Raw genomic sequence first — 14434 nt, forward strand, 5'->3', positions numbered from 1 at the left:
ATGACGCTCGCTGTGCGGAACAGCAGCAGCCACGTTCCGAACGGTCGCTGCGAGTGCTGCGGCGGCCGTCGCTCTCGCGTCCGGTCCCGGGGCGCGGTGGCCTCCGTGCTGCTCGGGTCGTCCAGTCGCTCCGCCCGCTCCCGGAGACGCGCTCTGGACCTACAGCGTGAGTCTCGTCCCGTCCTCGGCGCACTCGAGGTCGACCTCGGAGCGCCTCGCCAGCATGTCCTCGCTCATGTGCGTGAGGACGACGCGGTCGCAGTCGAGCGTCCCGAGGTGCGAGCGGAGCGTCGCGTAGTCGAGGTGATACGGGACGGACTTCTCGTAGAAGTACGCCTCACAGACGAACAGGTCCGCGCCGCGGGCGGCGGCCGCGAGCGACTCGGTCCACTCCGTGTCCCCGGAGTAGGTGAGAACCCGCCCGTCGAACGCGGCTCGCAGGGCGTACGCCGGTGCACCGCTGGGGTGGACCACCTCGAAGGGGGTCACCTCGACGTCCTCGTCGACCACCGACTCGCCCGCCCCGTACTCGCGGTAGGTGACGTCGAACGCCTGCTCGACCTCGGAGAGGCCGGGAAAGAGGACGTCCATCGCGGCTTCGACTCGCGTCTCGGTCCCGGGCGGCCCGGCCACGAGCAGGGGGGCCTCGCGCTTCGACACCAGTTGTGCGTCGAGGACGAAAAACGGGATGCCGCCGAAGTGGTCGCCGTGGAGGTGGGTGAGGAATATCGCGTCTACCGTGTTCGGGTCGACGCCCTCTCGTTTCAGCGCCGGCAGCGAGGAGGCGCCGCAGTCGAGCAGGAACCGCGACTCGTCGGTCGCCACGTGGATGCAGGTCTGGAGTCGACCGCCACTCCCGACCGTGTCGCCGGAGCCCGCGAACGTGATGGTCGCCATGGTGGCCACCATCGCCCTGTCGGGGGTAAGTGCTCCCGTTTGCCGGAGCGGGTCGCCGCCGCCAGTCGAACTAAGGCGGTGACGGTCGACCGTCGGGACATGGGAACGCTCGACGACACGGCGGCACTGGTCACCGGCGGCTCGCGCGGTATCGGCCGCGGCATCGCTGAGGCGTTCGGCCGCGAGGGGGCCGCGGTCGCCGTGAACTACCACTCGGACGACGAGGCCGCCGAGGAGACCGTCGACGCGATAACCGACGCCGGCGGCCGCGCGGTCGCCGTACAGGCCGACGTGAGCGACGAGGCCGAGGCGCGCGACCTCGTCGACCACGTCGAGACGGAGTTCGGCGGCCTCGACGTCCTCGTCAACAACGCCGGCGTCCTCGAGCCGTCGACGCTCGACGAGATGGACGTGGAGACGTGGGACCGGACGATGTCGGTCGACCTCCGCGGGACCTTCCTCGTGACGCGCTTCGCCATCGAGGGGATGCTGGAGCAGGGCCACGGTCGGGTCATCAACGTCGCCTCGCAGTTGGGCATCAAGGGCGCCGCGGAGCTCACGCACTACTCGGCCGCGAAGGGCGGCGTCATCGGCTTCACACGCGCGCTCGCCCGCGAGGTCGCCCCGGACGTTCAGGTCAACGCCATCGCGCCCGGCCCCATCGAGACGGACCTCCTCGACGACACGACCGAGGAGTGGCGCGAGGAGAAGGAAGCCGAGGTCCCGCTCGGTCGAATCGGGACCGTCGACGAAGTCGTACCGACCGCGGTGCTCCTCGCCGGCGACGGCGGGAGCTACTACACTGGCCAGACGCTCAGCCCCGACGGCGGCGACGCGATGCACTGAGTCGGGCGGGGGCGGGACTCGACCAGAGGGGCCCGCTCACCCCTCGCGTACGAACTCGTCCAGCCGCCGGGCGAGCGCCAGCGCGAACGCCTCGTCGTTGACGTGCGCGTCGAGTTCGACGAGGTCGACGTCGGGGGCGAGGCCCTCCCGGAGCGCGTCGAACAGCGCCTCGTCCGCCTCGGGGTCGTGGAAGGCATCGCCCTCGGCGTCCAGCGCCGAGACGCCGTCGAGCGGGAGGTACACCGCGACCGGGCCGGTCGCGTCGTTCACCTTCTCCGCGATGATACCGCCGAGTTCGGCCGCCTCCTCGGGCGTCGTCCGCATCAACGTCACCTGCGGGTTGTGCTGGTAGAACGTCCGTCCCTCGAACCGCTCGGGGACGGACTCCGGCGGACCGAAGTTCACCATGTCGAGCGCCCCCACCGAGACCACGTGGGGGACGCCCACCTCGCCGGGTGCGTCGAGGCGGTCCGGCCCGGCGGCGAGCACGCCGCCGACGTGTTCGTCGGCCCACTCCGTCGTCGTCACGTCGAGGACGCCGTCGACGACCCCCTGTCGGACCAGGTCCTCCATGGCCCGGCCGCCGGACCCGGTCGCGTGGAAGACGATGGTCTCGTACCCCTCGGCTTCGAGGTACTCCCGGGCGCGCTGGACACACGGCGTCGTGACGCCGAACATGGTGATAGCGACCGTCGGACGCTCCTCGACGGCGACGTCGGCCTCGCGGTCGACCATGCCGGCCAGCGCCAGCGCCGCGTTCGCGATGACGCGCCGCGAGAGCCGGTTCAGTCCCTCGATGTCCGCGACCGAGTACATCATCGTGACGTCCGTGGAGCCGACGTAGGGTTCGACGTCGCCCGACGCCATCGTCGACACCATCAGTTTCGGGACGCCGACCGGGAGCGCCCGCATCGCCGCCGTCGCGATGGAGGTGTTGCCCGACCCGCCGAGGCCGAGGATACCGTCCAGGGTGCCCTCCTCGTGGAGTCGCTGCGCGATGTCCGCGGCGCCGTCCCCCATCACGTCCATCGCCGCACCGCGGTCACCGGCGTCTCGAAGCGACCGGAGGTCGCCGCCGCCGGCCTCGGCGACGGTCTCGGCGTCGGTGTCCGGCGGGAACTCCGGGTCGCCCACGACGCCCACGTCGACGACGTGGACGTCGATACCCTGCGCTTCGAGGACGTCGCGAGCGAACGCGACCTCCTCACCCTTCGTATCGAGCGTTCCGACGACGACGACGCTCACGGGGACTCACCTCCCACGATATCCCCTGCATCGACCGACGAGAGGAACGCTACCGGGGAGACGGAACGGCGGTCGGTGCTCATAGCTCTATCTCCGTGAACTCGCGGGCCTGGTTCTCGATGGCCGCCTCGGTCGGGAGGCGTTCGATGCTGGACGCGCCGAAGAAGCCGACGACGCCCTCGGTGTTGTCGAGGACGTGTCTCGCGTCGTCGGGCCAGGCGATGGGGCCGCCGTGGCAGATGACCAGCACGTCGTCTTCGACGTCTGTCGCCGCGTCGTGAATCGCCTGCACCCGGTCGGCGGCGGTGTCGAGGTCCAGCGAGGTCTCCGCGCCGATGTCGCCGCTCGTCGTCAGCCCCATGTGGGCGACGACGACGTCGGCACCCGCCTCGGTCATCGCCCGGGCCTGGTCGGTGTCGAAGACGTACGGGCAGGTGAGCATCCCCTGTTCGCTGGCCTCCCGAATCATCGCCACCTCCTCGTCGTACCCCATGCCGGTCTCCTCCAGGTTCCGCCGGAACTGGCTGTCCTCGTCGATGAGACCGACCGTGGGGAAGTTCTGGACGCCGGAGAAGCCGCGACGCTTCAGGTCGGCGACGAACACGTCCATCTGTCGGAACGGGTCCGTCCCGTTCACGCCGGCGAGCACCGGCGTGTCCTCGACCACCGGGAGGACCTCGTGGCCCATCTCGACGACGATTTCGTTGGCGTCGCCGTAGGGCAGGAGCCCCGCGAGCGACCCCCGACCGCCCATCCGGTAGCGCCCGGAGTTGTAGATGATCAGCAGGTCGATGCCGCCGCGCTCGGCGAACTTCGCCGAGATACCGGTCCCGGCCCCCGCGCCGACGACAGCGCGTCCCTCGGCGACCGTCTCGCGGAGTCCGTCGAGCGCCTCCTCGCGTGTGAATCGGTTCGACATCGCTCGGAGCCTCACCATCGACCGTGATAAGTTCGGGGGGCGCTCGCGAGGACGCGTGTCGGCCGGTCGCGTGAGCCACGGTTTTTTGCCCACCAGGGGAGGAGTGGTGACATGGAGATAGCGGTCATCGGAAGCGGGGCGATGGGGTCGCTCTACGGCGGGACGCTCGCCGAGGCGGGACACGACGTCACGCTCGTCGACGTCTGGGAGGAACACGTCCGGACCATCGAGGAGTCCGGCCTGCGACTCACCGACGACGACGGGGAACGGGCGATACCGGTGCGGGCGACGACCGACCCCGGAACCGTCTCGCCACCCGACCTGGCGCTCGTCTTCGTGAAGAGCACGCAGACCGACGTCGCCCTCGACGGCGCGCGACCGCTGCTGGACGAGCGTGTCGACGTGCTCTCGCTCCAGAACGGCCTCGGCAACGCCGAGGACATCGCGGGGTACGTCCCCGAGCGCAACGTCGTCGCCGGGGTGACGACCCACGGCGCGACGCTCGAAGGGCCGGGGCGGGTGTTCCACGCCGGGAGCGGGCCGACGCGCATCGGCCGGTACTTCGTCGACGACGACGACCGGGTCGACGCGATAGCCGGGGCGTTCACGGCCGCCGGCCTTCCGACGACGGTGTCCGACGCGATTCGGGACGACATCTGGGAGAAGGTGCTCGTCAACGTCGGCATCAACGCCCCGACCGCGCTCGCCCGCGTCGAGAACGGGGCGCTCGCGAGAACACAGGAGGGTCGACGCGTCGTCGAGGCCGCGGTACACGAGGCGGTCGCGGTCGCGCGGCACGAGGGCTGTACTATCCGCGACGATATCGTCGACCACGTCGTCGACGTCGCGGAGCGGACTGGTACGAACGCCTCCTCGATGCTCCAGGACGTCCGGGCGGGGCGCGAGACGGAGGTCGAGCGCATCCACGGCGCCGTCGTCCGGCGGGCGGCGCGACACGACCTCGCGGTCCCGGTCAACCGGACGCTCGCCGACCTCGTCCGACTCGCGCAGGGGGCGTAGTCAGGGGGGGAACTCGCCCGACCCGACGGCCTCGTGGTAGGCGTCGAGGTGCGAGACGATGTCGTCGCCGAACGTCCCGCGGAGTCCGGCGACCGTCTCGGGGAGGACGTCCTGCAGGCCGAGCAGGTCGTGGAGCGTCACCGCCTGGGCGTCGCAGTGGGGCCCGGCACCGATGCCGAGGGTGATGCCGTCGGTCGCCTCGGTGACCGTGGCCGCGGCGTCGGGGTCGACCAGTTCGAGGATCATCCCCGCCGCACCGGCGGCGTCGACCGCGCGGGCGTCCTCGACGAGTTCGTTCACCTCGGCGGACGTCTCGCCGTGCACGTCGTAGCCGTCGGTCGCGTCGTCTGTCTGGGGGGTGACGCCCAGGTGGCCGAAGACGGTGATGCCGGCGGCGTCGATGGCCTCGACCGTCGGCGCCACCTCGCTCCCGCCCTCGAGTTTGACCGCGTCCGCGCCGCTCTCCTTCTTGAGGCGGTTCGCGTTCCGGACGGCCTCGGCCGGCGTGACGTTGTACGCCCCGAACGGGAGGTCGACCATGACGAAGGTGTCCTCGACGGCCCGGCTGACGGCGCTCGCGTGGTGGACCATCTCGTCGACGGTGACGCGGTCGGTCCCGTCGTAGCCGAGCATCGTGACCCCGAGCGAGTCGCCGACCAGCGCGATGTCGACGTCGCTCCGGTCGACGAGTCGCGCCGTCGCGTAGTCGTAGGCGTTCACCAGCGTTATCGGCTCGTCGGTCGCCGCTTTCTCCTGTAGCGTCGTGAGCGAAGGCACTCCCGGGCGTTCTGGGCGAGGCGAGTAATAACCACCGGCCCGTCGCGGTTCCGCGCGGGCGGCCCCGCCGTCAGTCGACGCTCACGGCGTCGCTCTCGCGGGTCGGCTCTCGCTCGCCCTCGGTGTTCCGCGCGAAGTAGGTCGCGAGCGCGGGTCCGAGGACGAGTTGCCAGACGCTGAACAGCGCCGGGAGGAGCGCGGCCAGCGGGCTGAAGAAGGCGACGGCCAGGGCGGTCGCCAGCCCGGAGTTCTGCCACCCCACCTCGAAGACGGTGGCGCGGACGCGGTCCTCCGGCATGTTCGCCGCCCGGCCGATGGCGTAGCCCGACGACAGGCCGATGAGGTTGTGGGCGACCATGGCCGCGACCGCGACGGCGCTGACCGTGAGGATGTTCTCGGCGTTCAGCCCCACCACGGCCGCGACGATGACGACGATGGCGAGGACGCTGATGGAGGGGAAGACGGCCAGACTCGCCTCGGCGGCGGTCGGCGCCACCCGCTCGAGTAGCTGACGGGCCGTGAGGCCGGCGACCACGGGCAACAGGACGATGAAGACGATCTCCTGGAACATCTCGGCGAACGTCACCTGTATCTCCGTCCCGGCGAGCAGCAACACCCACGCGGGCATCACGACCGGGGCGACGACGGTCGTGAGCGACGTGATGGCGACCGAGAGCGCGACGTCCCCCTTCCCGAGGTAGGTCATGACGTTCGAGGACGTCCCGCCGGGGGCGGCCCCGAGCAGGATGAGGCCGATGCCGAGTTCGGCGGGGAGCGAGAAGAGCTGGACGAGGCCGTAGGCCGCCAGCGGCATGACCGTCCACTGGGCGAGCGACCCGATGAACACGTCCCGCGGTCGGTCGACGATGCGCCGGAGGTCGGCGGGCGTGAGCGTGAGCCCCATCCCCAGCATGACGACGCCGAGGAGCGGCGAGATGTACGCCCCGATCCAGGTGACGGCGTCGGGCCGGTACAGCGCCAGCACCGACGCGGCGACGACCCAGACGACGAAGTACTTGTTGACGAAGTCGGACGCGCGTTCGGTTTTCGATAGCAGTGACATGTGTGAAGCGTGCGTTCGCGGTCGGCCACGACCGGCGGGGGTGACCGTCGCCCGTCGACGGCGAGCACCGTGTCGTCCTCGACCCCGGTCGCGCCGGGCTCCCTGCCCGGTGTTAGCGTACCTACACCGGTGATGCGGAGCGGGGTATTTATCAGTATCTACATCGCGGCGGAGAAGGGGGTCGAGGGCGGGGAGCCGTGGGCGACGAGGGGTGACTACTCCGGCGGGATGACCTTACCGGGGTTGAGGGTGTTCCTCGGGTCGAGTGCCTGCTTCACCGCTCGCATCGCACCCACTGCGGCCTCCCCGTGTTCGAGTTCGAGGTACTCGCGCTTGCCGACGCCGACGCCGTGTTCGCCCGTCGCGGTGCCGTCGAGGTCGATGGCCCGCTCGACGAGTTCGCCGTAGGCCTCCTTGGCGCGGGCGGCCTCCTCGGGGTCGTCGTAGTCGGCGAGGACGAAGTAGTGGAGGTTGCCGTCGCCCGCGTGGCCGAAACAGGGGACGAACAGGTCGTAGCGCTCGGCGACGGCCCGAACCTCGGAGATCATCTCCGGGTAGCGGCTGATGGGGACGGTGACGTCGCCCGGCGGGCCGATGTCGAGGTCGGGGTCGTACTCCTCGGCCGCGTAGGTGATGTCCTTTCGCGCCTGCCAGAGGCGCTCCATCGCCTCGCCCGACGCGATCTCCATCTCCTCCAGGCCGTGCGCGTCGAAGACGCTCCGGCAGAACGCTATCTCCTCGTCGATACCGTGGTTCGCGTGGAACTCGACGAACGCCATCGGTCGCTCCGGGAGGTCGGTGTCGGAGTAGGTGTTCGCGAGCAGGGCGGTCCGGTCGTCGATGAGTTCTATCTTCGCGACGTCGACGCCGGCGGTGACGGCGTCGGAGATGGCCTCGGTCGCGTCGGCGAGCGTCGCGAACACCGCCCGCCCCCCCTTCACCTGCTCGGGCCGGCCCGCCACCTCGAGCGTCGCGCGCGTGACGACGCCGAGCGTCCCCTCGCTGCCGACGACGAGGTCCTTCAGGTTGTAGCCGCTGGAGGTCTTCGCCGCCTTGCTCCCGAGTTCGACGACCGACCCGTCGGCGAGGACGACCTCCAGTTCGAGCACCCAGTCCGCGACCTCGCCGTACTTCACGGTCTGCTGGCCCGAGGCGTCGGTCGCTATCATCCCCCCGATGGTGGAGATGGCCCCCGAGGACGGCAGCGGCGGGAAGAACAGCCCGTGGCGCGCGAGCGCCTCGTTGACGTCCTCGCCGATGACGCCCGCCTGGACGTCGACCTGCAGGTCGTCCGGACGGACCTCGAGGACCGTGTCCATCCGCACGGTGCTCAGGCTGATACCCCCCTCGACGGGGGTGGCGTTCGATTCGAGACCGGTGCCGGCGGCGTAGGGGGTGACCGGCACGCCGTGGTCGGTGGCGGCTCCGACGACCGCCGCGACGTCGGCGGTCGACGCCGCGAAGACGACGGCGTCCGGTTCGACCTCGTCCGCCTCGCGGGTCCCGAAGTCGCCCGCGTGGTTCTTCCGGTCGGACGACCCCCGCGAGACGGCCCCGTCGAGGTCCAGGTCGTCGAGAAACGAACAGTCGTGGGTCATGCTCCTACGGGTGCCCGCGGCGATATTAAGCCCGGTGCTCGACGCGGGAGGAAAAGGTGAACACGAGCGGGGGAGTACTGACGCACACATGACGACGGACCGGCGGCTCGCCACCCTGGGGATGATGCTGGGTATCTTCCTCGCCGGCATCGACGGGACCATCGTGAGTACGGCCATGCCGACGGTCGTCTCGTCGCTCGGCGGCCTCGAACTCTACTCGTGGGTGTTCGCCGTCTACATGCTGTTCGCGGCCGTCACGATGCCGCTGTTCGGTCGACTCGCGGACAGCTACGGGCGCAAGCGGCTCTTCTACGTCGGTATCGGCGTGTTCGTCGTCGGGAGCGCGCTCGCCGGCGCCGCCCGGAGCATGCCGCAACTCATCGCCTTCCGCGCCGTCCAGGGCGTCGGCGCGGGGGCGATGTTCTCCATCCCCTACACCGTCCTCGGCGTCATCTACCCGCCGGACCAGCGCGGGAAGGCCATCGGGTACGGGAGCGCCGTCTGGGGCGTCTCGAGCGTCGTCGGACCCCTGCTCGGCTACCTCATCGTCGCGACGCTGTCGTGGCGGTGGGTGTTCTACCTCAGCGTGCCGGTCGGCGTCGCGGCCGCACTGGTGACCGCCCGGTCGCTGGAGGAGACGACGGGGGCGGTCGACCGGCACGTCGACGTCGCGGGGGCCGTGACCCTCTCGATAGGGGTGGGCGCGCTCCTGGTCGCGCTCGAGACGCTCGCCGAGTCGACGGTCGTCGCCGCGGGACTCGTCGCGCTCGGCCTCGCGAGCCTCGCGGCGTTCTACGTCGTCGAACGCCGTGCCCGCGTCCCCATCCTCCCGCTGTCGCTGTTCGGCGACACGACGTTCGTCGTCACGAACGCGGCGGGGTTCCTCACGAGCTTCGCCGTCTTCGCCGCGCTCACCTACGACCCGCTGTTCGTCCAGAGCGTCCGCGGCAGCGCCTCGGGCGCCGCGCTCATCGTCTTCCCCATCTCCATCGGGTGGTCAGGGACGAGTTTCGTCTCGGGGCGCCTCATCAACCGCTTCGGCGAGCGACGCCTCGCCACCGTCGGGCCGATGCTCATGGCCGCGAGCTTCGTGGTCGCCGCCCTCTGGAGCGTCGACACGCCCCTCTGGGCGATGATGGCGACGGTGTTCGTCACCGGCGTCGGGATGGGGACGCTCACCCCGCCGCTGCTCGTCGCCATCCAGAACCACCTCGGGACCGAGCGGATGGGGCTCGCGACCTCCTCACAGCAGTTCTTCCGGAACCTCGGGGGGACCGTCGGCGTCGCGGTGCTCGGCGTCGTCCTCAACGCCTCGATGCGCGGGCGGCTCGCCGCCGTCCCCGGCATCTCCGACCTCGGCGACCTCCAGCGGCGCCTCCTCGACGGGGGGGAGACGCCGGCAGTGGTCGCCGCCATCATGGCCGACGGCCTGAGCGTCGTCTTCGTCGCGTCGGCAGTCGTGTGTCTGACAGCGGCGGTCGTGGCCGCACAGATACCGGAACCGGGTGGCGAATCGGGAGCCCGTCCGTCGAACGACTGAGTACGCCGCGACACGGGACGGGACGCGCCCGGAGACCGACCAGCCGCCGGACGAGCGCATCGACGAGAGGTAACGAAATTGTCTCAGAAATAGATAAAGGTCCAATATGAGTGTAATTCAATTCGATTCTGACAAATAATTATAAAAATAGAACGAGGCAGTATATCGTGTATACCCTTGCTCAGTAGCGATATAATCGCTATAGATAAGGTTATAGTGCCGTATACCGGCGCAAACATTGTTCTATAAAATCAGAGGAAATATCTGAATATTGTGGATGCGCGTTGTTCGTCGTCTTCCTCGTGTGGAACGACAGGGACTCCTCACAGGACCCTTCGTTCTGTCCGGCCTGCGGCGTGCTCGCGCCAACGTCCATAACACGGCTATACCCGTTATGTCGGCGGCCTGCGCACCCCCGCCGCCGTCGGTCGGTCGGCACCTCAACTCGCGTTCCACCACGGACACCGACGCCCGGACCACCCGGTCACGCCACCCGACGTGACCGTTCCGCCATCAGTGTAATCGTCGACTGTGTCGTTTCTTTCTGTTATTCACGAAAATCTGAAGCAATATCTTTGGGGGCGTGATATACGACCACGAACAGGCGGCAAAGGCGTTCGAACTGCTGGTTTTACCCGTAACTGGAGGAGAAACGAGCGGTCAAACGAGTACGGGAGGTGGTCGCAGTCACACTGCACCCCGAGCGACCGGGACGGAAACCGGCCTCGTCGGCGTTTCGTGGTGATTTCCGGTCGTCAGACGGGTCGCATGTCCGTCCGGCGTCGAACGCGAGCGAGGCGACGAGCGTATCTGTCTCTTCCGCGCCTGTCGGCGTGTGACGACGGTTCGCGGGCGGACGCGACGTCGTTCGTCCACTGGCTACCGAGTAGAGTCGAGCGTTTCGATTAGGATACCGATTCCGGATATCGTTCACTCGTGGTAAAAGTATATGTGAGCGCGCACGGAGTCAGTTACCATGGAAAACGACAGCGTCACACACGGGATGGGCGGGTCGACGAACGGGGTGAAAGCCGTCGAGACCTCCTTTCGAATCGTCGACGCGCTCAAGGACACCGGCGGTGGAAAGGTCACGGACATCGTCGACCGGACCGGCCTCTCGAAGGGGGCGGTGTACAAGCACCTGACCACGCTGATGGACCACGACCTGGTCGTGAAGCGCGGACAGGAGTACACCCTCGGGTTCCGGTTCCTCGATTACGGCGGCTACCTCCGGTCGCGCTACATCGGCTCCGAACTCATCAAACCGCAGATACAGGACCTGGCGGAGGAGACCGGCGAGGTGGCGCTGTTCTCCATCCCCGAGAAGGACCGCGTCATCACGCTGTTCAGGGAGAACGGCAACAAGGGGGTGTTCACCAGGACGCGCTTGGGGATGCGACTGCACATGCACCAGACCGCCGGCGGGAAGGCCATCCTCTCGCAGTTCTCCCGGTCGGAGGTCGAGGGGGTGATCGAGCGGGTCGGCCTGCCGAGGGCGACCGAGGCCACCATCACCGACGAGGAGGCACTGTTCGAGGAACTGGAGACCATCCGCGAGCGGGGGTTCGCCCTGAACCGGGAGGAGAGCACGGAGGGCCTCGTCGCCGTGTCGGTCCCGCTCACGCCCGACGACACGGTCATCGGCGCGTGCGGCATCGCCGGCCCCCGACACCGGATGGGCGAGGAGCGGGTGATGGAGGAGATACCCGACCTGCTGTTGAGCGTCGTCAACGAACTCGAACTGAACATCACCCACTCCCACGGCCCCATCCAGCTGTTCTGTCCCGAGTAGACGACCCGGGGAGACCGGGTGAGACGGCGGGTGAGAAACGGCGGCCGCTATCGGTTGCCGGTCTCGAGCGTCGGGAGCATCGCCTCGATGCGCTCGATGTCGACGTCGAGCCACGCCGGGACCTTCAGTTCCTCGCCGTAGTCCGCGGGGTCCTGGTCGATCTCGAACCCGGGGCCCATCGTCGCGTACTCGAAGATGGCTCCACCGGGTTCGGTGATGTACCGCGAGTGGAAGTAGTCGCGGTCCTTCGTCGACGTCGTGATGTAGCCGTTCTCCCGGAGCGTGTCGCTGATCTCGTCCTGCTCCCACCGGTTCTTCACGCCGAAGGCGACGTGGAGGTACGTCCCGATACCCATCACGCCGTTGGGGGCGTTCGGGCGGATGAGGACGTCGACCGTGTTCGCGCAGGGCGCGTCGCCGGGCGCCTCGTAACGGATACGGTCGCCGGCCTGCGGGTGGGTCGCCTCGCCGACGCGGTCCCAGCCCATCACCTCGAGGACGTCCATCGTGCCCGCGGGGTCCGAGGAGTGCAGCGTCGTGTTGAACATCCCGCGGATACCGTACTCCTCCGGGACGTCGCTGTCGCCCGTCCACGGCTCGATGTCGGACTCGCCGGTCACCAGTTCGAACGGGAGACCGTCCGGGTCGGTGAACCCGATGGCGGTCTCGTCGAAGCGCTCCTCGACGGTGTACTCGACGTCGTGCGCTTCGAAGCGGTCGGTCCAGTAGTCGACGGAGCCCTCCGGGATGGTCAGCCCGACCGAACTCATCATCCCCTTGCCGACCATCCCCTCCTCCATCGGCATGTTGGTCATCGGGAAGTAGGTGACGATGGTACCGGGGGTCCCCGCCTCGTCGCCGTAGTAGAGGTGGTAGATCTTCTCGGGGACGTCGAACCGGACCGTTCGCTTGACGAAGCGGAGGCCGAGGACGTCGACGAAGAAGTCGTGGTTCTCCTGTGGGTCGTCACAGAACGCCGTCACGTGGTGTATCCCATTTATCTCTGGCATGGTATGATACACCTCCACAGTTGCATTCCGACCTGATAATACTTACTGTGATACAGCAGCGAGAACGCGCCGCTCCGTCCCGCTGTCCGGTGAGACCGGCGGTTCGCCGCGTGACCGAGGGCCGCTCGCCGCGAGCGACCGGTGAGGGGTGACGAGGAGGATACCGGCCCCGGACACCTCACTCGCTCGTGCCGGTGTAGATGCCGGTCGGGTCGAGGGCGTTCCGGACGCGGTCGGTCGGGGGGGCGGTCGTCGTCACGTCGGCGGCGAACTGCATCTCCCAGCCCGTCGCCTCCTGAACGTCGCGCTCGGTCACGCCGGGGTGGACCGACTCGACGTACAGCTTGCCCGCCTCGTCGAAGCGCATCACCACCTTGTCGGTGATGACGGCCTCGGGGCCGCCGCGGAGGCCGAGGCGCGCTCGGTTCTCCCGACCGCCGACGTACCCCGGACTCGTGGCGAAGTCGACCCCCTCGGGGAACCGCCGCCTGCTGTGCGGGGCGATGAGTATCGTCCGGTGTGCGTTGCTCGCTATCTCGCAGGCGCCGCCGCTGCCGGGGAGACGCACTGTGCCACATATCCCCCGGTACAGGGGCTGACAGTATAAGTCTCGGGTCGGGCCGACCCCCGTCGCCGCGTCCGTCCCGGCCGAACCACGGACGGGGCGAGGAGGGACAGCCGTGTCTCCGACCACGTCGAGCGCGAGGGAAACAGTCAATAGGAGCACTCGTCTGGTGAGAGCTAGCATGGCGACACACACGGTCCAAGGCGGGGGCGACGTCCGCCTGCGCGTCGAGGACGTCGGCGAGGGACGGCCCCTCCTGCTGGTCCACGGTTACTCGCAGAGTCGACTGGCGTGGCGAAAGCAGTTCGAGTCGACCCTCGCCGAGGATTTCCGCCTCGTGGCCCCGGACCTCCGTGGACACGGCGAGTCCGACAAGCCCCGCGACGCGTACGACGACGCCGCGCTGTGGGCCGCCGACCTCCGGGCCGTCGTCGAGGAACTCGGCCTGGACGACGTCGTCCTCGTCGGCTGGTCGTACGGTGGCCTCGTCGTCCTCGACTACCTCGAATCGTTCGGGACCGACCGCGTCGCGGGGCTCACCCTCGTCGGCGCCATCTCGTCCATCGGGACCGAACGAGCCACCGAGGTCCTCGCCCCGGAGTACCTCGAGTTGCTCCCGGGGTTCGTCTCGACCGACGTCGAGGAGAGCACGGCGACGATGCGCGAGTTCGTCGACCTCTGCGTCCACGGGGACCTCTCGCCGGCGGAGAGGTACTTCATGCTGGGGTACAACGTGGTCGTCCCCCCGTACGTGCGCGACGGCCTCCGGAACCGGACCGTCACCCACCGGGAGGAGTTGGCCGAACTGGACGTCCCCGCGTTGCTCGTCCACGGGGCGGCGGACCGGGTGATACTCCCCGAGGCCTCCCGGCGGCACGCCGACCTCCTCGACGACGCCGAACGCTCGTCCTACCCCGAGACGGGGCACTCGCCGTTCTGGGAGGCGCCCGAACGGTTCAACGACGAGCTCCGGGCGTTCGCGGCCGGCGTGTAGCGCGCACGAGAGGCGTGTCAGCGCCGGAAGCCGAGACGAATCGTGTACCCGGGTCACCATCAGTAGACGGAGAGACCGGTCCCCGTGTCGAGAGCCCTCGCGGCCCCATCTCGAATTCGTTAATTCGTGCCAACAGAGCCTCAGCACGCGGAGAACCGTCGTTCTCGT

Annotated in this window: 13 protein-coding genes; 5 read left to right on the plus strand and 8 right to left on the minus strand. The window is 68.9% G+C overall.

The features are described from left to right. Window positions 1–159: 159 nt before the first annotated feature. Entirely contained in the window at window positions 160–897 is a 738-nt protein-coding gene (locus P1Y20_RS16540; protein WP_304449814.1) for an MBL fold metallo-hydrolase, read from the minus strand. Window positions 898–996: 99 nt separating this feature from the next. Between P1Y20_RS16540 and P1Y20_RS16545 the strand changes: the two genes are divergently transcribed. Then, window positions 997–1743, plus strand: a complete 747-nt coding sequence (locus P1Y20_RS16545; protein ID WP_304449815.1) for a 3-oxoacyl-ACP reductase family protein — start codon at window positions 997–999, stop codon at window positions 1741–1743. 36 nt (window positions 1744–1779) lie between these two features. Here the strand turns inward: P1Y20_RS16545 and P1Y20_RS16550 are convergent, their stop codons facing one another. Next, a complete protein-coding gene (locus P1Y20_RS16550; RefSeq protein WP_304449816.1) occupies window positions 1780–2988 on the minus strand; it encodes a Tm-1-like ATP-binding domain-containing protein in 1209 nt (402 codons plus the stop codon). A gap of 79 nt (window positions 2989–3067) precedes the next feature. Then, window positions 3068–3907, minus strand: a complete 840-nt coding sequence (locus P1Y20_RS16555; RefSeq protein ID WP_304449817.1) for a phosphoenolpyruvate hydrolase family protein — start codon at window positions 3905–3907, stop codon at window positions 3068–3070. A gap of 111 nt (window positions 3908–4018) precedes the next feature. On the opposite strand from P1Y20_RS16555, the gene P1Y20_RS16560 reads away from it, so the two are divergent. Continuing rightward, on the plus strand, window positions 4019–4927 hold the full coding sequence (locus P1Y20_RS16560; RefSeq protein WP_304449818.1) for a ketopantoate reductase family protein: 909 nt from the start codon (window positions 4019–4021) through the stop codon (window positions 4925–4927). Here the strand turns inward: P1Y20_RS16560 and panB are convergent, their stop codons facing one another. From panB to P1Y20_RS16575, 3 genes are all read right to left on the minus strand, one after another. Beyond that, window positions 4928–5704 (minus strand): 3-methyl-2-oxobutanoate hydroxymethyltransferase, encoded by a 777-nt coding sequence (gene panB, locus P1Y20_RS16565; protein ID WP_304449819.1) that lies wholly within the window; start codon window positions 5702–5704, stop codon window positions 4928–4930. Window positions 5705–5774: 70 nt separating this feature from the next. Continuing rightward, the gene (locus P1Y20_RS16570; protein ID WP_304449820.1) at window positions 5775–6767 is read right to left on the minus strand and encodes a bile acid:sodium symporter family protein; all 993 of its coding nucleotides are present in this window, start codon (window positions 6765–6767) and stop codon (window positions 5775–5777) included. A 215-nt stretch (window positions 6768–6982) separates the two neighbouring features. Further along, on the minus strand, window positions 6983–8365 hold the full coding sequence (locus tag P1Y20_RS16575; RefSeq protein ID WP_304449821.1) for an FAD-binding oxidoreductase: 1383 nt from the start codon (window positions 8363–8365) through the stop codon (window positions 6983–6985). An 88-nt stretch (window positions 8366–8453) separates the two neighbouring features. Here P1Y20_RS16575 and P1Y20_RS16580 point away from each other — a divergent pair, with 88 nt between their 5' ends. Both P1Y20_RS16580 and P1Y20_RS16585 read left to right on the plus strand, forming a co-directional pair. Next, a complete protein-coding gene (locus tag P1Y20_RS16580) occupies window positions 8454–9905 on the plus strand; it encodes an MDR family MFS transporter (RefSeq protein WP_304449822.1) in 1452 nt (483 codons plus the stop codon). A gap of 976 nt (window positions 9906–10881) precedes the next feature. After that, on the plus strand, window positions 10882–11697 hold the full coding sequence (locus tag P1Y20_RS16585) for an IclR family transcriptional regulator (protein ID WP_304449823.1): 816 nt from the start codon (window positions 10882–10884) through the stop codon (window positions 11695–11697). Between the two features lie 47 nt (window positions 11698–11744). Here the strand turns inward: P1Y20_RS16585 and P1Y20_RS16590 are convergent, their stop codons facing one another. Both P1Y20_RS16590 and P1Y20_RS16595 read right to left on the minus strand, forming a co-directional pair. After that, window positions 11745–12707, minus strand: coding sequence for a VOC family protein (locus P1Y20_RS16590; RefSeq protein WP_304449824.1), 963 nt, complete (start codon window positions 12705–12707; stop codon window positions 11745–11747). Window positions 12708–12885: 178 nt separating this feature from the next. Beyond that, on the minus strand, window positions 12886–13455 hold the full coding sequence (locus P1Y20_RS16595; RefSeq protein WP_304449825.1) for a CoA-transferase: 570 nt from the start codon (window positions 13453–13455) through the stop codon (window positions 12886–12888). Between P1Y20_RS16595 and P1Y20_RS16600 the strand changes: the two genes are divergently transcribed. Then, complete coding sequence (locus P1Y20_RS16600; protein ID WP_304449826.1) at window positions 13454–14266, plus strand: alpha/beta fold hydrolase; 813 nt, start codon at window positions 13454–13456, stop codon at window positions 14264–14266. The genes P1Y20_RS16595 and P1Y20_RS16600 overlap by 2 nt on opposite strands. Window positions 14267–14434 lie beyond the last annotated feature (168 nt).

The sequence above is a fragment of the Halomarina ordinaria genome (genome assembly GCF_030553305.1).
GTDB lineage: Archaea > Halobacteriota > Halobacteria > Halobacteriales > Haloarculaceae > Halomarina > Halomarina ordinaria.